This is a genomic window from Streptomyces sp. H27-C3 (genome assembly GCF_030063415.1).
In the GTDB taxonomy this organism is placed as follows: Bacteria; Actinomycetota; Actinomycetes; order Streptomycetales; family Streptomycetaceae; genus Streptomyces.
Genome location: NZ_JASITA010000002.1, coordinates 149,115 through 171,749, shown reverse-complemented (window position 1 = coordinate 171,749; position 22,635 = coordinate 149,115). Strand labels below are relative to the sequence as shown.

General features: G+C 71.5%; 16 protein-coding genes and 1 pseudogene. 10 read left to right on the top strand and 7 right to left on the bottom strand.

The genetic code is table 11. The features are described from left to right. Positions 1 to 150: 150 nt before the first annotated feature. Complete coding sequence (locus QMK30_RS02090) at positions 151 to 1,479, top strand: sensor histidine kinase (protein WP_283515364.1); 1,329 nt, start codon at positions 151 to 153, stop codon at positions 1,477 to 1,479. A gap of 399 nt (positions 1,480 to 1,878) precedes the next feature. On the opposite strand, the gene QMK30_RS02085 is transcribed toward QMK30_RS02090, so the two are convergent. Together QMK30_RS02085 and QMK30_RS02080 are read right to left on the bottom strand one after the other, a co-directional pair. Next, entirely contained in the window at positions 1,879 to 2,391 is a 513-nt protein-coding gene (locus QMK30_RS02085; protein ID WP_283515363.1) for an SUKH-3 domain-containing protein, read from the bottom strand. Positions 2,392 to 2,401: 10 nt separating this feature from the next. Then, positions 2,402 to 2,968: a YwqJ-related putative deaminase gene (locus tag QMK30_RS02080; protein WP_283515362.1), complete on the bottom strand. Its 567-nt coding sequence runs from the start codon at positions 2,966 to 2,968 to the stop codon at positions 2,402 to 2,404. Positions 2,969 to 3,242: 274 nt separating this feature from the next. Here QMK30_RS02080 and QMK30_RS02075 point away from each other — a divergent pair, with 274 nt between their 5' ends. The 4 genes and pseudogenes from QMK30_RS02075 to QMK30_RS02060 all read left to right on the top strand — a co-directional run bounded on the left by QMK30_RS02075 (position 3,243) and on the right by QMK30_RS02060 (position 9,100). Then, positions 3,243 to 4,220, top strand: coding sequence for an SMI1/KNR4 family protein (locus QMK30_RS02075; protein ID WP_283515361.1), 978 nt, complete (start codon positions 3,243 to 3,245; stop codon positions 4,218 to 4,220). Positions 4,221 to 4,225: 5 nt separating this feature from the next. Next, positions 4,226 to 7,630: an SUKH-4 family immunity protein gene (locus QMK30_RS02070; RefSeq protein WP_283515360.1), complete on the top strand. Its 3,405-nt coding sequence runs from the start codon at positions 4,226 to 4,228 to the stop codon at positions 7,628 to 7,630. Positions 7,631 to 7,646: 16 nt separating this feature from the next. Then, positions 7,647 to 8,084 (top strand): annotated as a pseudogene (locus tag QMK30_RS02065) (LCP family protein); the annotation flags it as partial. Between the two features lie 122 nt (positions 8,085 to 8,206). Further along, a complete protein-coding gene (locus tag QMK30_RS02060; protein WP_283515359.1) occupies positions 8,207 to 9,100 on the top strand; it encodes a coiled-coil domain-containing protein in 894 nt (297 codons plus the stop codon). Between the two features lie 244 nt (positions 9,101 to 9,344). Here QMK30_RS02060 and QMK30_RS02055 read toward each other — a convergent pair whose 3' ends face one another. The 3 genes from QMK30_RS02055 to QMK30_RS02045 all read right to left on the bottom strand — a co-directional run bounded on the left by QMK30_RS02055 (position 9,345) and on the right by QMK30_RS02045 (position 10,623). After that, positions 9,345 to 9,740 carry a thiol-disulfide oxidoreductase DCC family protein gene (locus tag QMK30_RS02055; protein ID WP_283515358.1) on the bottom strand — a complete coding sequence of 132 codons (396 nt, stop codon included), beginning with the start codon at positions 9,738 to 9,740 and terminating at the stop codon, positions 9,345 to 9,347. Continuing rightward, positions 9,712 to 9,996, bottom strand: coding sequence for a hypothetical protein (locus tag QMK30_RS02050; protein ID WP_283515357.1), 285 nt, complete (start codon positions 9,994 to 9,996; stop codon positions 9,712 to 9,714). The genes QMK30_RS02055 and QMK30_RS02050 overlap by 29 nt, the downstream gene beginning before the upstream one ends. A gap of 324 nt (positions 9,997 to 10,320) precedes the next feature. Beyond that, complete coding sequence (locus QMK30_RS02045; RefSeq protein WP_283515356.1) at positions 10,321 to 10,623, bottom strand: hypothetical protein; 303 nt, start codon at positions 10,621 to 10,623, stop codon at positions 10,321 to 10,323. Between the two features lie 113 nt (positions 10,624 to 10,736). Between QMK30_RS02045 and QMK30_RS02040 the strand changes: the two genes are divergently transcribed. Together QMK30_RS02040 and QMK30_RS02035 are read left to right on the top strand one after the other, a co-directional pair. Then, complete coding sequence (locus QMK30_RS02040; protein ID WP_283515355.1) at positions 10,737 to 11,585, top strand: helix-turn-helix domain-containing protein; 849 nt, start codon at positions 10,737 to 10,739, stop codon at positions 11,583 to 11,585. Further along, positions 11,561 to 11,770, top strand: a complete 210-nt coding sequence (locus QMK30_RS02035; protein ID WP_283515354.1) for a DUF397 domain-containing protein — start codon at positions 11,561 to 11,563, stop codon at positions 11,768 to 11,770. The genes QMK30_RS02040 and QMK30_RS02035 overlap by 25 nt, the downstream gene beginning before the upstream one ends. A gap of 80 nt (positions 11,771 to 11,850) precedes the next feature. Here QMK30_RS02035 and QMK30_RS02030 read toward each other — a convergent pair whose 3' ends face one another. Together QMK30_RS02030 and QMK30_RS02025 are read right to left on the bottom strand one after the other, a co-directional pair. Continuing rightward, positions 11,851 to 13,134, bottom strand: coding sequence for an LPXTG cell wall anchor domain-containing protein (locus tag QMK30_RS02030; RefSeq protein ID WP_283515353.1), 1,284 nt, complete (start codon positions 13,132 to 13,134; stop codon positions 11,851 to 11,853). A gap of 228 nt (positions 13,135 to 13,362) precedes the next feature. Next, entirely contained in the window at positions 13,363 to 14,943 is a 1,581-nt protein-coding gene (locus tag QMK30_RS02025; RefSeq protein ID WP_502963051.1) for an MFS transporter, read from the bottom strand. A gap of 477 nt (positions 14,944 to 15,420) precedes the next feature. Between QMK30_RS02025 and QMK30_RS02020 the strand changes: the two genes are divergently transcribed. From QMK30_RS02020 to mfd, 3 genes are all read left to right on the top strand, one after another. After that, on the top strand, positions 15,421 to 16,209 hold the full coding sequence (locus tag QMK30_RS02020; RefSeq protein ID WP_283515351.1) for an ABC transporter ATP-binding protein: 789 nt from the start codon (positions 15,421 to 15,423) through the stop codon (positions 16,207 to 16,209). Then, complete coding sequence (locus QMK30_RS02015) at positions 16,206 to 18,776, top strand: ABC transporter permease (RefSeq protein WP_283515350.1); 2,571 nt, start codon at positions 16,206 to 16,208, stop codon at positions 18,774 to 18,776. Before QMK30_RS02020 ends, QMK30_RS02015 begins: the two co-directional genes overlap by 4 nt. Before the next feature lie 323 nt (positions 18,777 to 19,099). Further along, positions 19,100 to 22,630 carry a transcription-repair coupling factor gene (gene mfd / locus QMK30_RS02010; protein WP_283515349.1) on the top strand — a complete coding sequence of 1,177 codons (3,531 nt, stop codon included), beginning with the start codon at positions 19,100 to 19,102 and terminating at the stop codon, positions 22,628 to 22,630. The last annotated feature ends 5 nt before the right edge of the window (positions 22,631 to 22,635 follow it).

Below are 22,635 nucleotides of genomic sequence, written 5' to 3'. Positions count from 1 at the left end.
AGCCTTGTTCGATATGCGGACGGTCGAGTCGAAAACCCTGCCGATTCAATATTTCGTGCGGACGACATCTGTTTCGGTGGCGTTCTCCCGTGATCCGCGCATGGCGCAGTCTCCGGAAAAGGGGTCGCGCGCGCCCGTAGGCTGGACGGCATGACCGTAACGGGGGCAGATCAGGACGCCACGGGCATGACCGCCCGGCGCTACTGGTGGTGGGAGCGGCGACGCGGTGTCGTGCTGGATGTGGCGCTGGCTTTGGCTTCGGCGTTCGAGTGTGTGCTTGAGGGGGTGAGGTTCGCCGGTACCGCGGGGGTGCCGGTGCCGCTGGGGGTGATCTTCGGGCTGCTGGTGGGGTCCGTGCTGCTGGTGCGGCGGCGGTGGCCCATCGCCGTGGTGCTGGTGGCGATCGCGGTGACGCCGGCCGAGATGGGCTTCCTGATGGGCATCGTGTCGCTGTACACGCTGGCCGCGTCGGAGGTGCCCCGCCGGATCACCGTGGTGCTGGCCGGGATGTCCTTGACCGGGACGCTGATCGTGACGTTCGTACGGACCCAGCAGGACGTGGGGAACGCGGCGGACGGGGACTTCAGTCCGGCCTCCTGGTATGTGCCGCTGATGTCGTTGGTCCTGTCGTTGGGGCTGACCGGGCCGCCGGTTCTGTTCGGGCTCTACATAGGGGCACGGCGCCGGCTGATGGAGAGCCTGCGGGAGCGGGCGGACAGTCTGGAGCGGGAACTGTCGCTGCTGGCCGACCGGGCGGAGGAGCGGGCCGAGTGGGCCCGTACGGAGGAGCGGACCCGGATCGCGCGGGAGATGCACGACGTGGTGGCGCACCGGGTGAGCCTGATGGTGGTGCACTCGGCCGCGTTGCAGGCGGTGGCGCTGAAGGATCCGGCGAAGGCGGTGAAGAACGCGGCGCTGGTGGGTGACATGGGACGGCAGGCGTTGACGGAGCTGCGGGAGATGCTCGGGGTGCTGCGGTCCGGTGATCCGGTGCGGCCGGTCTCGATGCCGGTGCCGTTGGCGGCGGTCGGCGCCGCTGCGGCTGCCGCGGCGGCTGGGGCGGCGGAGGAGGGGCCGACCCTGGCGGAGCTCGATGCGCTGGTGGGGCAGTCGCGGCAGGCCGGGATGGTGGTGGAGCTCTCGGTGGAGGGCGAGCCGGTCGACGCGTACGGGCCGCTGGTGGAGCAGACGGCGTACCGCGTGGTCCAGGAGGCGCTGACGAATGTGCACAAGCACGCTGCGGGGGCGAAGACTTGGGTGCGGTTGGCGCACCGGGGGGCGGAGGTGGCCATGCAGGTGGAGAACGGGGTGTCGGACGGCGGCACGGCGGACGCGGGGCTGCCCAGCGGCGGCAACGGTCTGGTGGGGATGCGGGAGCGGGTGACCGCGCTGGGGGGCGTGTTCGTGTCGGGGCCGACGGACGCGGGGGGTTTCCGGGTGTCGGCGGTGTTGCCGGCGGGTGTCGTGCGGGAGGGCTGAGCGCGCCCGGCGGCGGGGGATCGCCTTGGGGCGCGGCTTGACGGTGCGTGAGGGGCGTGAGGCCCGCGCGCGGCGGGGTGTTCCCCTACCCGCCCCTTCCCGTTGTGACATTTTGCGGCTGCCGCCGTCCGGCGATCGGGGACTTCCGGGAAGGGGTGGGTAGGCGCGGGCGCGCTCCGGCGCGGTGCGGGTGGTGGATGCGCGGAGCGCGTGAGCCGTCGGTGTGCGGTGGCCGGGTGCGGCACACGGCGGGTCCGGGGCGGTGGGCCGTCGGCGGGGTTCGGGCCGGGCGGGCTGGGGCGTTCAGGCGTGGTGTAGGGGCCGAGGCGGCGTACGGGTTGGCCTCAAGCGGCGCGTGCGGGATCGGAGCGGGTACGGGCCCGGGGAGCGCGTACCCGCTCAGGGGCCGGTCGGGCTGAGGCGTGGGGGCTGGGTCCCGGTGACCAGGGTGGCCAGGGCCTGGTCGACGCCGGGGCCGAGGTACCAGTCGCCGGTGTGGTCGAGGCTGTAGACGCGGCCTTCCACATCGATCGCGATGACGGCCTGGCTGCCCCCCTCGCTGCCGAGTTCCGTGCCGAGCGGGCAGACCTCGGTGTCGAGGGCGCGGCCGAGGTCGGCGAGGGTGCGGGCGTGGTGCAGCCCTTCGAGCGGGTCGAAGTGGACGGGCGTCGGGGCGATCTGGCGGCCCGGTCCCGGTGCGGTGAGGTGCAGTCCGCCGAATTCCGCCCAGGCCTCGACCGCGGCGGGGAAGACGCTGTGCCGGTGGCCGGCCGGGGAGGTGTGGGCGCGCAGGGTGTCGGCCCAGTGTTCCGCCTGCCGTATGTCCCAGCGTCCGGGCTGCCAGCCCGCGGTGCGCAGGGCGGCGTCGACGGCGACGGGGAAGCGGGTGGTGTTGGTGTTGGGGCCCGGCATCGGTGGTTGGTCAGCCCTTCTCGGTGGAGGACGGGGTGGGTGTGGCGGCCGCGGTGGGGTCCACCGGGCGTACGCCGAAGTGGGCGAGCATCGGTGTGCAGGAGCGGCACGGCGCCGCGTAGCTGCCGTGCTGGGGGTCGCCGTCCTCGCTGATGCGGCGGGCGGTGAGTTTGGCGTGCTTGAGGGAGCGGCGGGCCTCACCGTGAGTGAGGGGTTTGCGTGAGGCGCGTTTGGAGCGTGAGGTCTCGGCGGCGGTGATGTGCCGGGAGACCAGGATCGCTTCGGGGCAGCGCCCGGTGAAGCGTTCGCGCTGGCCACTGGTGAGGGTGTCGAGGAAATCCTGGACGAGCGGGTGCAGTGCGGGTGGCTGGTCGCCCTTGCCCGCGGTACAGGTGAGGGTGTCGGCGCCGCGTACGGAAAGGGCGGCGGCGACGGTGGGCAGAATGCCGTCGCGGCGCTGCTGGAGCCGGGGCGGGCGGGCTGTTTCGGTGCTGCTCCAGCTGAGCCGTGGGTCTCCCGATGCGAGTGGTGTGGACGCGTTCGGTGTGACCGGTGTACTTGTCTGAGCTGTGTGCATGGTGGTGCTTTCCCTCCCCGTGCCCGCGGCGGTAGCCGCTGTGTCACGCCCCCGAGTTGCGGGGACAGCCTGCCAAATGTGCCCGGTGGTGTGGAAGCGGGGGCGGTGCTGTGTCGCCATCGGATGGAATTGGTGCAGTCGGAATGTGCTGATTCGGCGCTGTCCGATCACTCGGGCGTGACGGTGTGTGTACGGAAGGCGAGGGGCAGGGCCGCCTGTTGCGGCACCGCATAGGCTGTGCCGAACCAGCCAGAAGCAGCAGGGGGCATTCGCCATGACGACAGGTCGGCTCGGGCAGCAAGCCGCGCCACCGAATGCGGCGTACGCCGGGCAGGTCGTGCATTTCCCGGACCCGGTCCGGGCGTCCCGCCACCCCAGGGGTGTGCGTATGGATGAGAACGGCCACCCGGATTTCTCGCATTACGCGCGTGCCGCCGCGGAGATCGCCGAGCCCCCGGAGGGCTTCGGCGTCGACGAACTGCGGCTCACCGATTATGTGTCGGCCAATGCGGCGCTGGCGGCCGAGGGGCACGAGCTGTGGGACACGATTCCGGCGGTGGCGACCCCGCACGGCTGGACCTGGCACCACGTGCCGGGTGAGCGGCTGATGGAGCTGGTGCCGGTCGAGGTGAAGGCGCTGCTGCGTCATCACGGCGGCCTGGCGACCACCGCCGTTGACCAGGAGAAGCGCGGTACGCGCCCGTTGCAGGAGACCCGGCCGGCCCATTTCGGGCTGCCGAAGGGTTCCGTTTCGGTGAGCGAGCAGCAGATCCTGGGTGTGGAGGAGGACCTCGGCTACCGGTTGCCGGGTGCGTACCGGTCGTTCCTGAAGGCGGCGGGCGGCTGCGCGCCGGTGGGTGCGGCGCTCGACGCGGAGCTCGGGCTGCTGGTGGACCAGCCGTTCTTCACGGTGCGCGACGAGGCCGCGGTCAATGACCTGGTGTACATCAACAAGTGTTTGCGTGACCACATGACCAAGGACTATCTCGGCGTCGGTTTCGTTCAGGGCGGTCTGCTGGCGGTGAAGGTCAGGGGCGACGCGGTCGGGTCGGTGTGGTTCGTCGCGTACGACGATGCGAGAGACCGCGACGGCTGGACGGTGCACGAGCGTGTGGAGCGGCTTCTGCTGCCCTGTGGTGATGACTTCGACGCCTTTCTGCAGCGGCTGGCGGGCAATCCGCCGGAGCTGGAGACCGTGGCGAACCTGATGGTGGACGGCGGCTTCGCGCATGCTGTCCCGGTGGAGGGGTGAGCGCGATGGTGACCTTCGCGCAGGCGCAGGAGCGCGCGGAAGAGTGGGTCAACGGGGACGTTCCCGCGTATCAGCACCGTGAGGTGCGGGTGCGGGAGTTCGAGCTCGGTTTTGTGCTGTGGGCGGAGGACCGTACGGACGGTCCGACGTCGGACGGTGGCAGGCAGCGTCTGGTCATCGCGCGGGACAGTGGTGAGGCCACGCTGTGGCCGGGGTTGCCGGTGGGTGAGGTGATCCGCCGGTACGAGGAAGAGTACGGAGCGCCGCCGGAGATCATGGACGCGGACGAGGCTGTGGCGCCGCAGCGGATCGATCTGGAGCAGACGTCGTTCCTGCTGACTCCGCCGGAGTGGCTTCAGGAAGCGGCGGACAAGATCGGGATTCCGGATCACCGGAAGCCGTCGGGCGGGGGATCCCTTGCCGGGTCGCCTGCGGCGGGCGGTGCGGGTGCAGGTGCGGCTGCCGGGGGCAACGGGACTCCGGTGGACGCGGGTTCGCCGCGCGCCGGCGGGGACTGGTCGGACTCGGCGGGCGCGGGTGCGTCGGCCGGTGCGGGTGTGGGTCTCGGCGCGGCCGGGGCCAGGGCCGCGGGGTCGCCCTCCGCGGCTGACGACTGGCCGGGCGGCGCGGGTGCGTCGGCCGGTGCGGGCGGGGCTGCGGGCCCGGGTGTGGTTGCGGTTGGGCCGGTGGGTTCGGGTGCCGGTGCGGTTGGGCCGGTGGGTTCGGGTGCGGGCGCTGGGGCTCCGGTCGCCGGTGGTGACCGGGCCGGGCCCGCTGGTGCTGGAGGTGTCGGCGGGCGCCAGGGCAGGGTGAGTGCGCGTGCGGCGGACGACGACTGGCCGGGCGCCGCGGGTGCGTCGGCCGGTGCCGGTGCGGCTGGGCCGGTGAGTTCCGGTGGTGCCGGTGCCGCGGGGTCTGCGGGTTCCGGTGGTGCGGATGCCAATGAGCCTCAGGGTAGGGCGGGTTCGCGTTCCGCCGACGACGACTGGCCGGGTGTTGCCGGAGCCGGTGGTGCTGGCGCCGACGAGCCGCAGGGCGGCGCCGGTTCCCGTCCGGCCGGCGACTGGCCCCCCGCCGGTGGCGTGGGCGGCAGTGGCGCCCAGGGCGGTGCCGGATCGCCCTCCGCGGGGGACGGCTGGCCGAGTGTGCCCGGTTCTGGTGGGCCCAATGGCCCCCAGTCCGCCGGGAGTTGGGGCGGGCAGGGCGGTAACGCCTCGCAGTCCGAGCGGAGTTCCGGCGGTACGGCCTGGCCGAGCGCCGGTCCCGGGGGCGACTACGAGCCCACCAGCCCCGAGGGAGTGCCCGCGTCCACGCCGGGCGTGCCCGCCGGGGCGACCCCGTGGGCCGGGATCGACACCAACGCGGACTCCGACGACGCGTCGGTGCCGTTGCCGTCCACGGTGTACGCGCCCATGCTCTCGGGGTCCGACGCGGACGATGCCAGGCCGCCGGGTGTGCCGCCCGAGGCCAAGACTTCGCTGATGTCGGGCGGCAGCCGGCTTCCCTCGACGACGGTCGCCCCCGCCCTGCGCGACGACGCCGCCGCGCCGGGTCCGGGTCCGCAGCCGCCCGTGTCGCCGATGCCTCCCGCGCACCCCGCCGGGCCCGTCCGGCCCGGTCAGGGCTCGGGGGACATCTCCGACGCCGCGACCAGCAAGGCCGCCATGCCGCCGCGCGGTGCACGCGGCGGCGGTTCGACGACACCGCCGCCGCCGGGCGCCCCCGGTACGCCGGGTGCGCGGCCCGGTGGGGCTCCGGCTCCTTCGGGTCCGGGTGCGCCCGGTGCGCCTGCCGGTGGGTACGTACCGACTCAGCTCGTTTCGCAGCTGGGCCCGGACGGGCCACAGGCCTCGGGTCCGCCCGGTCCGCCGTCGCCCCCGCCCGGTGGCGGTGTGCATCACGCGGCGACGATGTTCGCCGACTCCAGTCACGGTGGCGGGATGCCGAGTGCCCCACAGCCGCCAGGTCCGCCCGGTCCGCCGTCGCCCCCGTCGGCCGGTGGCGGTGTGCATCACGCGGCGACGATGTTCGCCGACCCGAGTCAGGGCGGCGGCATGCCCGGATTCCCGCAGCCTCCTGGTCCTCCGGGCGCTCCGGGTGCCGGTGGTCCGCATCCGCCCGGCCCCCCTGGCGCTCCCGGCGCCGGTGGGCCGCAGCCTCCCGGTCCGCCCGGCGCTCCCGGCGTGGGTGCGCACCAGGCGGCCACCATGCTGGCCGGGCCCGGCCAGGTGGGACCGCCTCCGGGCGCCCCGCAGCCGCCAGGACCGCCCGGCATGCCCGGCGGTCGTCCGCCCCAGCCGCACATGCCCCAGCCGCACATGCCGCAGGGGCAGATGCCCCAGCCGCCGCTGCCGCAGGGCCACATGCCGCAGCACCAGGGCGCCCAGCGGCCGCCGTACGGCTATCCGCAGCAGCCCACCGGTATGCCGACGGTCGGCCCCGGCTACCAGGCCGTGCTGCGCTACCGGGGTCCGGACGGTTCGGAGCAGCAGCTGATCCGCCGCTCCGCGCCCGGAACTCCGCACCCGGAGTGGCAGATCCTGCACGAGCTGCGGGCGATGAACGTGCCGCCGCAGCAGGTGCTCGAACTGCACACCGAGCTGGAGTCGTGCGAGCTGCCCGGCGGCTACTGCGCCCGGATGATCCGGGAGACCTGGCCGCAGGTGCGGATCACGAGTGTGGCGCCGTACGGCACGGATCATTCGAGCCGTCAACAGGGCATGCAGCATCTGCTCACCCACCAGGGCGAGTTGCACCAGGTCGCGGACGGCCCGGCGCGTCCGGTGCCGATGCGGGCGCCGCTGCCGCACCCGGGTCAGGTGACGCAGGCGCCGCCGATCCCGCCCGAGGGGATCGCGCACGAGCTGGCCGGTGCCTTCGGTCCGCAGGGTGTGTTCCGCTTCGACCAGGGCGCGGTGTCGCGTCAGGGTGTGCCGGAGATCGTGGCGCGCACGCTCGTCTGGGCGGGGCTGCCCATCGATTTCGGGCCATTCTTCTGGGCGCAGGCGGTGCCGGGTCAGCCGGTGCCGACGCTGGCGGAGCTCGCGACGCAGCGCGGTGTGCGGCCGGCGTCCGACGCGGGTTCGTACCTCGTCATGGGCAGCGACTTCGGCCGGGCGATCTGCGTTCAGTACGGCACGGCGCACATGGTGGCCGTGCCGGTGGAGGCGGGCCCCGGTGGTCAGCCGGTGCCGCCGCAGTTCGTGAACACGGGGCTGCCGGAGTTCGCCCGTTCGCTGGCGCTGCTTGGCCGGATGTGGCGGCTGCGCTTCGGTCTCAACCCGGAGCAGGCGGGCCGCTGGACGGTGGACTTCCAGGCGCAGCTGGTGGCGCTGGACCCGGCGGCGCTCGCGTCGCCGGAGAGCTGGTGGTCGGTGCTCCTCGAACAGATGTGGGACGGCCTGCTCTGACCGGGCGCGACACGGGGCGGACTTCGACGCGGGGTGCCAGGAGACGGACGGCGTAGAGGCGTTGGCGTACGTACGGGCCCGCTACTCCGATCCGCTGGGTGACCTGGGACGGGTCAAGCGCCGGCAGCAGTTGGTGAGCGCGGTGGCGCGGCAGGCGCTCGGCGCGTCGGTCGTCCTCAATCCGTGGACACTGATTCCGTTTGTGAGCGCTGTTCTCTCGGCGCTGACCGTGGACCGGGACACCATCGGTGCGCTGACCCGGATGGGCTGGGAGGCGAAGGGGCTCGCGGACGGCGACGGGGCGACGACGACGGTGCCGGTGGCGGTGCCGGTGGCGGGTGAGCCGGAGCTGCCCGGGGTGGGTGATGTGGTGCTGTGGGACGAGACAAGCGCCGAAAGGCTGTTCGGTGCGCTGGGCGCGGACACTTCGATTCCGGCCTCCGACACGGGCTGACGCATCCTGGGACCCGGCCGCCGGTTGGACTGTCGGGTTTTGCGCATTTCCCTCTGATCCCTCTGATCCACCAGGATGAGTGTGCGCCGTACCGCGCTGTGTGTCGGAGAGGGGCTACAAGGATGAGTTCACCGGTTTCGCCGTCACCTCACGGCTTCGTGGTTGTGCGAGGCCGCGGCTATCTGCCGGAGCAGGTGGAACGCCGTGCCGCCGAGCTGTCCAAGGATCGGGACGACGCGTGGGAGCGCGCCGCGCGCCTCACCGTCCTCGCCAAGGAGGTGGAGGCCGGGGCAGCGGCGCTGAGCGAGCGCGTGCGGTCGATGGCCCCGCAGACATACGAGACGCTGAGCGAGCGTGCCCGGTATCTGCTTGCGGTGGTCCAGGAGGAGGACACGGAGCTGCGGGCCTCGGTGCGCGACGAGGCGCAGGCGATGCACGAGGCGGCCGAGGGCGCGGCGCAGGCGGCCCGTGCGGCGGCGCGTGAGTACGCGGAGGCCGTACGGGCGGACGCGGAGGCCCGCGCCCAGGAGGTGCTGCTCGCGGCGCAGCAGGCGGCCGACGAGGCGCGGGCCGGTGCGCGCCGGGACGCGACTCAGTGGCGCGACGAGGCCGTCGCGGTGCTGGCGGACACCCGGGAGCGCGCGGCCGCGGTGGTCGCCGCGCAGGAGAAGGACCACGCGGAGCGCTGGGAGGCGTCCGGGCATGAGATCGCCGCCAGGGAAACGCGTCTTGAGGCCCGTCACGCGGAGCTGACGGCGCACGCGGAGGCGTCCTTGGCCGATGCGAAGCGGGTGCTGGCCGAGACGGAGGAGGCGGCCAGGCACGGCCAGGAGGACGCGGAGGCGCGGGGCGCCGAGCTGATCGCGCAGGCGCGGGTGCTTGAGGAGCGGGTCGTGCGGGAGACCGAGCGGATCCTGCGGGAGCACGACGAGTCCCGCGAGGAGATGCAGGCGCACATGGACCACGTCCGCAGCAGTCTGGCCTCGCTGACGGGTCGGGGGCCGTCGGGGGGCTGAGGTTGGTCGGTCGCCGGACCGGGAGCCTTCCGGGCCCCCGGCTCGACCGGCCGTGAGACGGTCGGGGCCGTGACCTCCGGCCTCGGCCGGCCCCTGGCTGCGCAGCCTCGGCAGGCCCCTGGCTGCCCGGCCGCTCAGCCCCGGCCGGTCAGGCGTCTCACCCCTGGCCGGTCAGGCGTCTCAGCCCCGGCCGGTCTGCGTCTCAACCGTGGCCGGTCCCGCCGCTCACCCCCGGCCCGGCCTCTCAGCCCACGTCGGCCCGTCGCGACGCCGCCGGCAGTCCGCAGGCAGGTGTCCCGCCGGGCATCCGCTCGCGGTTGGCGGCGATGAGCCGGTACGCGCCCTGAGCGACCCAGCGCACGGGCGCCAGCGTGATCAGCGCCCCCGGGACGGCCCAGGCGCCGCCCGCGTAGAGCAGCAGTTTGGCGACGGCCTGCGCACCGCCGTACGTCACCCCGGTCGGGGTGACCCACAGCAATTCGTACGCGGCGCGCTCCTGGGTGACGCCCAGGGAGTCGAGGTCGGCGAACTGCCAGGGAGTGGTTTCGCAGCGGGGCTTGATCCGCCGCTCGATGAACCGCACACAGGTGGTGCAGAAGGCGCAGTCGCCGTCATATACGAGTACAGGTCGGGTCCGCATACCTCCATCGTGCCGGACCGGCGGATTGGCGCCGCGGAAGCCGGGCCGTCCGGCACCCCGCGAGCGGCCCGGCACCCCCGACGGGGATGCCGGGCCGCTCGCGCACTGCGTCGGCGAGGGCCGCGACCCGCGCCATCCCCATCTCCGTCGCGCACACGAGGATCATCCCGGCGACCGAGGCGAGCAGGGTGAGGAAGATCGTGGTCGTGACCGAGGTGAAGACCAGGGGCTCCAGGGCGTTCGCGTCCGCCCCCACCACGGCCCGGCTGGGGAGGCGGGCCGACGGGGAGCGGGCGGGACGGGCGGGGAGCTCTGCCAGGGATAGAGGTACTCCGGGTAGTGCGACATGCGGCTTCTCCTTGCGCGGCTGTATCCCGAGCGGATGCAGGGAGGAGCGCGGCCGGAGCCGGGGAAGCGGCGGCGGGTGCGCTGGTTGGGTCGCGTACGTTACCCAGGGGTACGCGCGCCGGGGAGCCTTTCGTGCGAACTCGGTCCGGCGATCGGGCAGTTACCGCAGGTACAGGGGTGTCGTCAGATCTCTACTGGCGGTAACCGAACCGGAACATGTCAGTCAGCTGTGTCAGTCGCCCGTGCAGACCCCTCCGGCTCCGACCCAGATCAGGCTGCCGGAGCTGCCGGGCCTGAGTGAGATCCACTCGGCTGCCCGCTCGGCCGTGCGCAACGACATGCGCATGCTGCCGTCGGCGGAGGTGACGTACGCGGACCCGTCCTGGTGCGCGAGCCCCCAGGCGGCGACCCTGCCGTCCGGTTCGCCGTCGCGCGTCGCGAACTGCTCCACGACTGCGAAGAGTCGCGGGGCGGTGGCCTCCACCAGGTCGCGCATCTCCCGGGCGAATGCCTCCGCGTGCTGTGCCGTTCCCATGTCAGGTGCCTTCCTCGATGCTCGTACCTTCCACTGACGAGCATCGGTGCGTAGGTCTACGATCACTAGGCGTAATGGTTTTCGGCGCGACGGAGCGAAAACGGGGGGCTACGATGCCCGCACCGAAGGAACTTGACCCGTCCACGTCCCTGGCGGCGCTGTACGGCACGAAGCTGCGCAAGCTCCGTACGCGGGCGGGATGGACGCAGCGGGAGCTGGGGGACCGGATCCCCATCGCCCACAGCCGGATCGCCCAGTTCGAGCTGGGGAACGAGACGCCGCCGGCGGACATCGACCACAAGCTGGATGAACTCCTGGGCGCGGAAGGTGATTTGACCGACCTTTGGGGGCACGTCAAACGGACCCCGTTCCCGGACTGGGCGCGTACGTTCATGGCGTATGAGGCGACGGCCACTCGGATGTTCAAGTACATGGCGCACGCGGTGCCGGGGCTGCTCCAGACGGAGGCGTACGCACGCGCACTCCTGCGGGTCAGTCGTCCGCGCGACACCGATGCGCAAATCGAAGCGCTGGTTGCCGCGCGGATCGAGCGGCAACACCTCCTCGGGGGCGGCGCTCCTCCGCTGCTGTGGTGCATCCTGGACGAAGCGGTGATTCGACGCCCCGTGGGAGGCCCGGCGGTCATGCGTGACCAGCTGGACCACTTGCTGGGCATGGCGCGGACCCCGCATGTGGTGTTGCAGGTGTTGCCCTTCGACAAGGGCGAACACCCCGTTATGGGCGGCTCGTTGACCATGCTCGGATTCGACCGGGGGCGCGACGTGGCTTACATGGAGAGCTCGCACACCGGGCAGCTCATGGAAGCATCGGAAGGCGTCGCTGAATACGCACTGGCCTACGATCTGTTGCAGGCGAAGGCACTGCCGCCCGACGAGTCTCTGACCGTGATCGGGTCAGTAATGGAGGAGTACAGCGGATGCACGCCGCACGAGCCGACCTGAGTAACGCCACGTGGCGCAAGACCGCATACAGCAATGGGCAGGGCGGCGACTGCGTCGAATTCGCCGACAATGTCCCGGGGCTCGCTCCGGTCCGTGACAGCAAGAATCCGACCGGCCCGGTTCTGGTCTTCCCGGCCGACGCCTGGGCCGCTTTCGTGGACCGGGTCAAAGCCGCGGGGATCTGACTCCGCTCCGTCTCCACCGAAAGGGCCCACATCCGGGGTGGATGCGGGCCCTTCCGTGGTGCGGGTGAGGCCGGTCGTGCCTAGGCCGCGGAGTCGGCCTTGCGGCGGCGTACGACGAACACCGCGCCGGCGCCGACCGCTACGGCCGCGGCGCCCGCGAGGGCGATCTGCGGGACGGCCGAGTTGGTACCGGTCTTGGCGAGCGCGCCGCTCACCGGCTGCGGGGACGAGGTGCCCTGCGGCGACGGGGCCGCGACCGGGGGCTTCGTGGCCTTGCCGGGCTTGGCGGGCGGGACCGTGCCGGGCTTGGCGCCCGCGGCGGCGATCTGGAACTCGTACGTGGTCAGGTCCGGAGTCCCGCCGCACGTCTCGTCTTCGTTCCAGTAGTCACCGGCGACGAAGGCGACACCCTGGCCCGCGGGGGCCTTCGCGTCGACCTTGAGGCGCAGCTTGACGTCGCTGTGCGCGCCGGCCTTCAGCGGGGCGATGCGGTCGAGGTAGTTCTCGACGTCAACGTTCTGCCAGGCCTTGGAGGTCGCGGAGGACCACTGGAGCTTCAGCAGGTGGCTGAGGTCCTTGACGCCCTTCTCGTCCGTCGCGTGGACGCTGACGAAGGGGTAGACCTCGTCCATCGTCTTGTCGGTGCCGTTGGTCAGGCGGAGCTTGAAGTCGACCCACTTCCCGGCGACGACCGTGCCGGGCAGGCCCGTCACCACGGTGGTGAAGTCGGGCTCCAGGACGCACTCGCCCTCGCCCTCGTCGCCCTCCTCTTCCAGCGCGTCGGCGAGCGCCTTGTCGGCGGCCTTCTTGACGCCGAGGGTGCTCTTCACGTTCTCCGACGCCGCGTGGAGCGTCTTGAAGGCGGCGACCCTGGCGTCTTCCAGTGCCTTACGGGCCGTCTCGGACTTGGTGTCGGCGGCGGTCTTCGTCTCGGCTGCGGTCTTGGCGACTGCCTCGGCGTCGGTGACGGCCTTCGTCGCGGCGGCCTTCTGCTCCTCGGTGGCGTCCGCGGGGAGCGCGTCGAGTGCGGTCTTCGCCTCGGTGACCGCGGTGTCGGCGGCGGTCTTCGCGGCGGCGGCCTCGGTGGCCTCCTTGATCGCGGTCTGGCGCGCGACGTAGAGCGGCGAGGCGTCGGTGTCGAGGGCCTCCAGCGCGTCTACGGCGTCCTGCTTGACCTGGACCGCGTCGGCGTACGCCTTCTGCGCTATTTCGGCGGCTTTTTCGAGCTGCTTGATGGTGGGCTTGCTCGACTGCTCCTGCGTGGCCGGCTTGGCGTCGGCGAACGCCGGGGTGACGGAGAGCAGGGCGAGGGGCGTCGTCACTGCGGCCACGGCAGCAGTGGCGAGGATGCGGCGGAATCTCACAGGTGACCTTTTTCTGGGTCCGAAAGAAACAAGCGAAAGAAAAAGAAGAGGGAAGTCGCCGTGGGAGAACCTCTGCGGTGCGCGACTTTGCCGAAGAGTAAGGGCGGAATAAGAGCTAGGGAAGCCGGATTTTTGTGTATCAGGTGTGTGGTGCTGACGTGAGGGATGGTCAAAAAGGGCATTCGGTGACGGTTGCTCACGAGTTCTGCGATTTCCCTGTGAGGCATGTCACTTGAGCGGTGCGGGATCTTCCGGTTCGTTGATGACGGGGAAGCGGCGCGGGGCGACGAATATCAGCGCGAGCAGCGCCAGGACGGCCGCGCAGGCCGCGCCCAGATATACGTAGTCGACGGCCGCGTCGACCGCCCGGCGCAGGTAGTCGGCCGCCTCCGCGGTGAGCCGGCCCGGGTCGCCCAACGCGTGGGACACGGAGTCGAGGTCGCCGGGCAGTCCGTCACGTATCGCCTCGGGGGCGTCCGCGAGTCTGGACGCGAGGGTGGCGTTGGCGACGGCGCCGAAGAGCGCGGCGCCCACCGACTGGCCGACCTGGCGGCAGAAGAGGACGGACGCGGTGGTCGTGCCGCGCTCCGTCCAGCCGACCGTCGACTGGACGCCGACGATGAGGGGGAGCTGGAAGAGGCCGAGCGCCCCGCCGAGCAGCAGCATGATCAGGGCGGGCTGCCACGCCGAACCGGGGAACGGCAGCAGCGGGAAGGCCAGCAGGATCAGCGCCGCGCAGCCGATGCCGATGATCGCGGTCAGCCGGAACCCGATGCGGTTGTACGCGTGCTGGCTCAGCGCGGCCGACACCGGCCAGCTCAGCGTCATGATCGACAGGACGAAGCCGGCTGCTATCGGGTCGAGTTCAAGGACCGCCTGGGCATAGGTGGGCAGGAAGACGGTCGGGGCGACCATCAGGAGGCCCAGCGCGCCCAGCGCGAGATTGACGGCGGCGATGGTGCGCCTGCGCCACACCCAGCCCGGGATGATCGGCTCGGCGGCGCGGCGCTCGATGACGACGGTGGCCGCGGCGAGCAGCGCACTGCCGCCGAACAGGGCGAGGGAGGGCGCGGAGAGCCAGGGCCAGGCGACGCCGCCCTGGACGAGCGCGAAGAGCAGCAGGCCGCCGCAGGCGAACACGCCGAGCGCGCCCGCCCAGTCGATGCGGGGGCGGCCGGTGGCCGTGGGGGACTTCGTACGCGCCGGTTCGTGGAAGTGCCGGGCGATCAGCAACAGCGCCACGGCGCCCACCGGCAGGTTGACGAGGAAGATCCAGCGCCAGTCGGCGTACGAGGCGAGCAGCCCGCCGACGGCCGGGCCCGCGACGGCCGACACCGCCCACACGGTGGACAACTTGGCCTGGATCTTGGGGCGTTCCTTCAGGGGGTAGAGGTCGGCGGCGACTGTCTGGACCGTGCCCTGGATGGCTCCGCCGCCGAGGCCCTGGACGATGCGGAAGGCGATCAGGCTCTCCATGTTCCAGGCGAAGGCGCACAGCAGTGAGCCGACGAGGAAGAGGGCGATCCCGGCGATCAGCACCGGCTTGCGGCCGAAGGTGTCGGAAAGCTTTCCGTACACCGGGAGAGTGACCGTCACCGCGAGCAGATAGCCCGCGAACAGCCAGGAGAAGATCGCGAAACCGCCGAGGTCGCCGACGATCTGCGGTACGGCGGTGGACACGATCGTGCCGTCCAGGGCGGCCAGGGCCATGCCGAGCATGAGCGCGGCGACGACCGGGCCGCGGCGGACGGTGGGGGGCGTACCGCTGGGGCTGGGGGTGGCGGGTGTGGGCGGCGGGCCCCCGGGTATCGCGCCGGTGCCGTCCGACCCGCCGCCGCTGCCCACACCCGCTCGGCTCGTGCCCGCCGTGCTCCCGGCGCTACCCGTGCTCCCCGAGCCCGTACTCGCCGTATCGCCGCCCGCGCCGCCCACCGAGGTCCCTTCACTGTGCACGTATGTGGTTCCGTCACCTTCTCATCCGCAGCTCACGCGGGGGGAGTGCGCGGACGACCCGGAGTACCACTCCACCTGAGGGTGGAGATCCCCTAGGGAGTTCTCCTTACTTCTGACCAGCGGGTCTTCGTCCCGGCGGAGGACGAGCCGAACGACGCCGTTCTTTAACTTGGTCTTACGGCCTCGATGCGGGCTGCCACACCTTGGGGGGTGGGGCTGTCCCCCGGGTGGATACGGAGACGCGCACCAGTGTGCGCGGGGTCTCCGGTCTGCAGAATCGTCGAGCGCAGCAATCTTCGACGTCCAATTCCCGATCGGCATAGGAGACTTACCGTGACAACGGCCATGACCATTCCCAGGCACGGGGGCACTGGAGGGCGTACGGCCGTCGCCGCGAAGGCGCGACAGGTCGTGAAGGCGTACGGGTCCGGGGAGACCCGCGTCGTGGCGCTCGACCACGTCGATGTGGACATCGCCCGCGGGCAGTTCACCGCGATCATGGGCCCGTCCGGGTCCGGCAAGTCCACGCTGATGCACTGCCTGGCCGGCCTCGACACCGTCACGTCGGGCGAGATCTTCCTCGACGAGACCGAGATCACCGGGCTCAAGGACAAGAAGCTCACGCGGCTGCGCAGGGACCGCGTCGGCTTCATCTTCCAGGCGTTCAACCTGCTACCGACGCTCAACGCCCTGGAGAACATCACGCTGCCGATGGACATCGCGGGCCGCAAGCCGGACGCCGCGTGGCTCAACCAGGTGGTGGAGACCGTCGGTCTCGCGGACCGTCTCGGTCACCGACCGACCGAGCTCTCCGGCGGCCAGCAGCAGCGGGTCGCGGTGGCGCGGGCGCTCGCCGCACGCCCCGAGATCATCTTCGGTGACGAGCCGACCGGAAACCTCGACTCCCGCGCCGGAGCAGAGGTGTTGAGCTTCCTGCGCCGGTCCGTCGACGAGCTGTCGCAGACCATCGTCATGGTCACCCACGACCCGGTCGCCGCCTCGTACGCGGACCGCGTGCTGTATCTCGCCGACGGTCGCATCGTCGACGAGATGTTCCACCCGACGGCCGATCAGGTCCTCGACCGCATGAAGGACTTCGACGCACGCGGGCGGACGTCATGACCGTACTCAGGAGCTCTCTGCGCAACTTCGTCGCGCACAAGGGGCGGATGGCGCTCTCCGCCGTCGCGGTCCTGCTCTCGGTGGCGTTCGTGTGCGGCACGCTCGTCTTCACCGACACCATGAACACCACCTTCGACAAGCTCTTCGCCGCCACCGCGGCCGATGTCACGGTCACTCCCAAGACGGCCGGTGACGACGACACTCCGCAGACCGGCAAGCCCGAGTCGCTGCCCGCGTCCGTCGTCGGGCAGGTGGCGAAGGCCGACGGCGTGAAGTCCGCCGAAGGCGGCGTCTCCAGCATGTCGGTGACTGTTGTCAACAGCGACAACAAGAACATGGGCTCCGACAGCGGCGCCCCCACGATCGCCGGCAACTGGACGAAGAGCGACCTCAAGTCCATGGAGATCACCTCCGGGCACGCCCCGCGCGGGCCCACCGAGGTCATGGTCGACTCCGACACCGCCGACAAGCACCACCTCAAGCTCGGTGACGAGCTGCGCACCATCGCCGTCACCGGTGACATCAAGGCGAACATCACCGGCATCGCCTCCTTCAAGGTGACCAACCCGGGCGCGGCCGTCTTCTACTTCGACACCGCGACCGCGCAGCAGAAGCTGCTGGGCAAGCCGGACACCTTCAGCCACATCGCCGTGACCGCCCAACAGGGCTTCAGCAACACCCAGTTGAAGCAGCAGGTCGCGGGCGCGCTGGACGGCCCCTACAAGCTCCGGACCGCGAAGGAGTCCGCGGACTCCGGGCGCGAGGAGATCGGCTCCTTCCTCGGCGTGATGAAGTACGCGATGCTCGGTTTCGCCGGGATCGCCTTCCTCGTCGGTATCTTCCTGATCGTCAACACCTTCTCGATGCTGGTCACCCAGCGCACCCGCGAGATCGGCCTGATGCGGGCGCTGGGCTCCAGTCGCAAGCAGATCAACCGGTCCGTGCTGGTGGAGGCGCTGCTGCTCGGCATCGTCGGTTCGATTCTGGGCATCGGCGCGGGTGTCGGCCTCGCCATCGGGCTGATGAAGCTCATGGGTTCCCTCGGCATGGAACTGTCCACCGACGACCTGACGGTGGCCTGGACGACCCCGGCCATCGGGCTCGCCCTCGGCGTCATCGTCACCGTCGTCGCCGCCTACGTCCCGGCCCGGCGGGCCGGCACGGTCTCCCCGATGGCCGCGCTGCGCGATGTCGGGACCCCGGCGGACGGCAGGGCGGGCCGGATACGGGCCGCGCTCGGCCTGGTCCTGACCGGCGCCGGCGGCGCGCTGCTGTACCTGACGACGCAGGCGGACGAGGCGGCCGGAGGCTCGCTGTTCCTCGCCGGCGGCGTGGTCCTCACCCTCATCGGCTTCATTGTCATCGGCCCGCTCCTCGCGGGGGTCGTGGTCCGGGCGCTCAGCGCGATCGTCCTGCGGATGTTCGGCCCGGTGGGGCGGATGGCCGAGCGCAACGCCCTGCGCAATCCGCGGCGTACGGGAGCGACCGGCGCGGCCCTGATGATCGGCCTCGCCCTGGTGGCGTGCCTGTCGGTCGTCGGGTCCTCCATGGTCGCCTCGGCCACCGACGAGCTCGACAAGTCGGTCGGCGCGGACTTCATCGTCCAGGCCACCACCCCCCAGCCGATCGTCCCCGACGCGGAGAAGGCGCTGCGGGCGGTCCCCGGGATCGAGCACGTCACCAACTACAAGGCGGTCAAGGCCAAGCTGACCTCCCCCGACGGCAGGACGGAGGACGAATCACTGGCCGCGGCCGACCCGACGTACGCCGAGGACCTGCGGCGCGAGACCGTCGCCGGTGAACTGACCGCGGCGTACGGCAAGGACGCCATGTCGGTCGGCGACGACTACGCCGGGCGGCACGGCATCAAGGTCGGCGACGAGATGACGGTCGCCTTCACCGGCGGCAAGAGCGCGAAGCTGCGGATCGCGGCGATCACATCGGACGAGGTCAACGTCGACAAGGGCGCGATGTACACCAACATCACGACCGTCGCCAAGTACCTGCCGGCCGAGAAGATGCCGAAGAACCAGATCATGTTCGCGAAGGCCGAGGAGGGCAATGAGAAGGCCGCCTACGCGGGCCTCAAGGACGCGCTGTCGGCGTACCCGCAGTACCGGGTGCAGAACCAGACCGACTTCAAGCAGGACCTCAAGGATCAGGTCGGCCAGTTGCTCAACATCGTCTACGGACTGCTCGGCCTCGCGATCGTCGTCGCGATCCTCGGTGTGGTGAACACCCTCGCCCTGTCGGTCGTCGAGCGGACCAGGGAGATCGGCCTGATGCGGGCCATCGGCCTCTCGCGCCGGCAGCTGCGCCGCATGATCCGCCTGGAGTCCGTGGTCATCGCGCTCTTCGGTGCGCTGCTCGGCCTCGCGCTCGGGATGGGCTGGGGTACGTCGGCACAGAAGCTGCTGGCCCTGGAGGGCCTCGGGGTCCTGGAGATCCCGTGGCCGACGATCATCGGGGTCTTTGTCGCCTCGGCCTTCGTGGGGCTGTTCGCGGCCCTGGTCCCGGCGTTCCGGGCAGGCCGGATGAACGTACTGAACGCCATCGCCACCGAGTAGCGGGAGCGCGAGCGGGTGCCGCACGAGAGATCGGTGCGGGGCCCCGCACGCGGCGGTGCGGTGCGGTTGAGGACCCGGGTCCGGGGTGCACAGGGGAGATCCCGGCGCCGGGTCCGACGGGGCGCCCGGCGGATCTCCGCCGGGCGCCCCATCGCCGTGTGTGCGGGTGCGCCGCGCGGGACCCGGACGCGGCTCGGGGGCATTGCGGGCGCGAGTGTCGTAGGGGAGTCGTACGCTGGAATCCGCCCCCGGCCCGTGAGACGTGTCGGGCCCTTCGCGTTGTCCACCTCGTCACTGCCTGTCACCCCGGACGGAACCCCTTCATGAGCCTGCACGGTCTGCTGGACGCCGTTGTAAGAGACCCGGCGCTCGCCGAAGCGCTGAAGGCCGCCACCGACGGCAACCGCATGCACGTCGACCTGGTCGGCCCGCCCGGCGCCCGCCCCTTCGCGGTGGCCGCGCTCGCCCGCGACGCGGGCCGGCCCCTGCTCGCGGTGACCGCGACCGGCCGGGAGGCCGAGGACCTGGCGGCGGCGCTGCGCACGCTGCTGCCGGAGGACGGCGTCGTGGAGTACCCGTCGTGGGAGACGCTGCCGCACGAGCGCCTGTCGCCGCGCAGCGACACGGTGGGCCGCCGGATCGCGGTGCTGCGCCGCCTCGCGCACCCCATCGCGGACGACCCTTCGGCGGGCCCGATCAGCGTGGTCGTGGCGCCCGTGCGGTCGGTGCTCCAGCCGCAGGTCAAGGGTCTTGGCGACCTGGTTCCCGTGTCCCTGCGCTCCGGGGCGAGCGCGGATCTGGGCGAGATCACCGAGGCGCTCGCAGCGGCGGCTTACAGCAGGGTCGAACTGGTCGAGAAGCGCGGCGAGTTCGCGGTCCGAGGCGGCATCCTCGACGTCTTCCCACCGACCGAGGAGCACCCCCTGCGGGTGGAGTTCTGGGGCGACGACATCGAGGAGATCCGCTACTTCAAGGTGGCCGACCAGCGCTCCCTGGAGGTCGCCGAGCACGGGCTGTGGGCGCCGCCCTGCCGCGAGCTGCTGCTGACCGACGACGTACGGGAGCGGGCGGCGGCCCTCGCCGAGGCCCACCCGGAGCTCGGCGAACTGCTCGGCAAGATCGCCGAGGGTATCGCCGTCGAGGGCATGGAGTCCCTCGCGCCGGTCCTCGTCGACGACATGGAGCTGCTGATCGACGTGCTGCCCAAGGGCTCGATGGCCGTGGTCTGCGACCCCGAGCGGGTCAGGACCAGAGCGGCGGACCTGGTGGCGACCTCGCAGGAGTTCCTCCAGGCGTCGTGGGCGGCCACCGCGGGCGGCGGCGACGCCCCGATCGACGTCGACGCGGCCTCGCTGCGGGGCATCGCCGACGTACGGGAGCGGGCGCGCGAGCTGGACATGATGTGGTGGTCCCTCGCGCCGTTCGCCGCCGACGAGGAGCTGTCGGACGACACGATCAAGCTGGGCATGCACGCCCCCGAGACCTACCGCGGCGACACCGCACGCGCGCTCGCGGACACCAAGGGCTGGCTGGCCGACGGCTGGCGCACGGTCTATGTGACGGAGGGGCACGGCCCAGCCGCCCGCACCGTGGAGGTCCTCGGCGGCGAAGGCATCGCCGCCCGCCTCGACGTGGAGCTGACCGAGGTCACCCCGTCCGTCGTGCACGTCTCCTGCGGCATGATCGACTACGGCTTCGTGGACCCGGGCCTCAAGCTGGCCGTGCTCACCGAGACCGACCTCACCGGCCAGCGCACCGCCAGCAAGGAGCTGGGCCGGATGCCGGCCCGCCGCCGCAAGAGCGTCGACCCGCTGACGCTCCAGGCCGACGACTACATCGTCCACGAGCAGCACGGCGTGGGCCGCTACGTCGAGATGGTCCAGCGCACGGTCCAGGGCGCCACGCGCGAGTACCTGCTCGTCGAGTACGCCCCCGCGAAGCGCGGCCAGCCCGGCGACCGGCTCTACATCCCCACCGACCAGCTGGAGCAGGTCACCAAGTACGTCGGCGGCGAGGCCCCGACCCTGCACCGCCTCGGCGGCGCGGACTGGACGAAGACGAAGGCGCGCGCGAAGAAGGCGGTCAAGGAGATCGCCGCCGACCTGATCAAGCTGTACTCGGCGCGCATGGCGGCCCCCGGCCACACCTTCGGCCCCGACACCCCGTGGCAGCGCGAGCTGGAGGACGCCTTCCCGTACGTCGAGACGCCCGACCAGCTGTCCACCATCGCCGAGGTGAAGGAGGACATGGAGAAGTCCGTCCCCATGGACCGGCTGGTCTGCGGCGACGTCGGCTACGGCAAGACGGAGATCGCGGTCCGCGCGGCGTTCAAGGCCGTCCAGGACGGCAAGCAGGTGGCGGTGCTGGTCCCGACGACGCTCCTGGTGCAGCAGCACTTCGGGACGTTCTCGGAGCGGTACGCCCAGTTCCCCGTCGTGGTGAAGGCGCTGAGCCGCTTCCAGTCGGACGCGGAGGCGAAGGCGACCCTGGAGGGCCTCAGGGAGGGTTCGGTCGACCTGGTGATCGGCACGCACCGGCTGTTCTCCTCGGAGACCAAGTTCAAGGACCTGGGCCTGGTCATCGTCGACGAGGAGCAGCGCTTCGGCGTGGAGCACAAGGAACAGCTGAAGAAGCTCCGCGCCAACGTCGACGTCCTGACGATGTCCGCGACGCCCATCCCCCGTACGCTCGAAATGGCGGTCACCGGCATCCGCGAGATGTCGACGATCACCACCCCGCCGGAGGAGCGGCACCCCGTCCTCACCTTCGTGGGACCGTACGAGCAGAAGCAGATCGGCGCGGCCGTACGGCGTGAACTGCTGCGCGAGGGCCAGGTCTTCTACATTCACAACCGCGTCGAGTCGATCGACCGGGCCGCTGCCAAGCTGCGCGAGATCATCCCGGAGGCGCGCATCGCCACGGCGCACGGCCAGATGGGCGAGAGCGCGCTGGAGCAGGTCGTGGTCGACTTCTGGGAGAAGAAGTTCGACGTCCTGGTCTCGACGACGATCGTCGAGTCGGGCATCGACATCTCCAACGCCAACACCCTGATCGTCGAGCGCGGCGACAACTTCGGTCTGTCCCAGCTCCACCAGCTGCGCGGCCGCGTCGGCCGCGGCCGTGAGCGCGGTTACGCGTACTTCCTCTACCCGCCGGAGAAGCCCCTCACCGAGACCGCCCACGAGCGCCTCGCGACGATCGCCCAGCACACCGAGATGGGCGCGGGCATGTACGTCGCGATGAAGGACCTGGAGATCCGCGGCGCGGGCAACCTGCTGGGCGGTGAGCAGTCCGGCCACATCGCGGGCGTCGGCTTCGACCTGTACATCCGCATGGTCGGCGAGGCCGTCGCGGACTACCGGGCCGCGGTGGAGGGCGGCGAGCAGGAGGAGCCGCCGCTGGAGGTCAAGATCGAGCTCCCGGTTGACGCGCACGTCCCGCACGACTACGCCCCGGGCGAGCGCCTGCGCCTCCAGGCCTACCGCTCGATCGCCTCCGCCAACTCGGAGGACGACATCAAGGCTGTGCGCGAGGAGCTGACCGACCGCTACGGCAAGCTCCCCGAGCCCGTCGAGAACCTGCTCCTGGTGGCCGGCCTGCGCATGCTGGCCCGTGCCTGCGGCGTCTCGGACATCACCCTGGCGGGCAACAACATCCGCTTCGGCCCGGTGGAGCTGCGTGAGTCCCAGGAGCTGCGCCTCAAGCGACTGCACCCGCGAACGATCATGAAGCCGGCCACCCGCCAGATCATGGTCCCGCGCCCGGCGCCGGCCACGATGGGCGGCAAGCCGGTGGTGGGCCGCGAACTGCTGCGCTGGACGGGGGAGTTCCTCACCACGATTCTGGGGTCGTGACGGCC

What these genes read in the sequence shown, in the direction of transcription:
- QMK30_RS02035 (WP_283515354.1), top strand. Translation starts at nt 11,561, where the DNA reads ATGCACGCCGCACGAGCCGACCTGAGTAACGCCACGTGGCGCAAGACC.
- QMK30_RS02080 (WP_283515362.1), bottom strand. Translation starts at nt 2,968, where the DNA reads ATGCACACAGCTCAGACAAGTACACCGGTCACACCGAACGCGTCCACA.
- QMK30_RS02090 (WP_283515364.1), top strand. Translation starts at nt 151, where the DNA reads ATGACCGTAACGGGGGCAGATCAGGACGCCACGGGCATGACCGCCCGG.
- QMK30_RS02055 (WP_283515358.1), bottom strand. Translation starts at nt 9,740, where the DNA reads ATGCGGACCCGACCTGTACTCGTATATGACGGCGACTGCGCCTTCTGC.
- QMK30_RS02045 (WP_283515356.1), bottom strand. Translation starts at nt 10,623, where the DNA reads ATGGGAACGGCACAGCACGCGGAGGCATTCGCCCGGGAGATGCGCGAC.
- QMK30_RS02015 (WP_283515350.1), top strand. Translation starts at nt 16,206, where the DNA reads ATGACCGTACTCAGGAGCTCTCTGCGCAACTTCGTCGCGCACAAGGGG.
- QMK30_RS02070 (WP_283515360.1), top strand. Translation starts at nt 4,226, where the DNA reads ATGGTGACCTTCGCGCAGGCGCAGGAGCGCGCGGAAGAGTGGGTCAAC.
- QMK30_RS02075 (WP_283515361.1), top strand. Translation starts at nt 3,243, where the DNA reads ATGACGACAGGTCGGCTCGGGCAGCAAGCCGCGCCACCGAATGCGGCG.
- QMK30_RS02040 (WP_283515355.1), top strand. Translation starts at nt 10,737, where the DNA reads ATGCCCGCACCGAAGGAACTTGACCCGTCCACGTCCCTGGCGGCGCTG.
- QMK30_RS02085 (WP_283515363.1), bottom strand. Translation starts at nt 2,391, where the DNA reads ATGCCGGGCCCCAACACCAACACCACCCGCTTCCCCGTCGCCGTCGAC.
- QMK30_RS02060 (WP_283515359.1), top strand. Translation starts at nt 8,207, where the DNA reads ATGAGTTCACCGGTTTCGCCGTCACCTCACGGCTTCGTGGTTGTGCGA.
- mfd (WP_283515349.1), top strand. Translation starts at nt 19,100, where the DNA reads ATGAGCCTGCACGGTCTGCTGGACGCCGTTGTAAGAGACCCGGCGCTC.